The sequence below is a fragment of the Streptomyces pseudoechinosporeus genome (assembly GCF_054783935.1).
Window position 1 is genome coordinate 1 of record NZ_BAAGPS010000097.1, and the last position, 584, is coordinate 584.

At 65.4% G+C, this 584-nt stretch carries 1 protein-coding gene; it reads right to left on the reverse strand.

The annotated features are described in order from the left end of the window. Positions 1-12: 12 nt before the first annotated feature. Positions 13-438, reverse strand: coding sequence for a RidA family protein (locus ACYVO6_RS49365; RefSeq protein WP_461073608.1), 426 nt, complete (start codon positions 436-438; stop codon positions 13-15). Positions 439-584 lie beyond the last annotated feature (146 nt).

Below are 584 nucleotides of genomic sequence, written 5' to 3' on the forward strand. Positions count from 1 at the left end.
TCGGTCGGCGCTTCATGCAGGTACGACGGCGATCACGTCGATCTCGACGAGCATCCCCTCGAGCGCGAGCGCAGGCACCGGGATCAGAGTCATGGCGGGCTTGTCGTCGCCCCACACTCGGGCGACCTCTTCGGTCATCACGCGGAACTTCTCGCGATCGTGGTCGACGATGAGCAGGTTGATCTTCGCGATGTTCCTCAGCGTCGCGCCGGCGGCTGCCAGGACCGTCGCAGTGTTGGCAATCGCCTGGGCAAACTGCTCGCGGAAGTCCGCCGAGAGATGGGTGTCCTCGGTCTCCCCGCCCTGACCAGCCGGGGTGATGATGCGCCATCCGGCCGGGAACTGGGCCAGGTGGGAGTATCCGTTCGGCCTCGGGTCATACAAACCAGGCGGGTTGGTGAATGTCAGGGCGTCGATCTGGTGGTCGGCCGACATCATGGTCCTCCTCGGTCGCATCCGTCGGTGGCGCCTCGTAGCGGCCGATCACGGTCCACATTACGACGATCACACGCCCGCGCTACCTTGCGACTGGCCGTAGCAACCGGACTGGACCTGATCGGACGTGTCCAGGTGTTTGGGGGCGG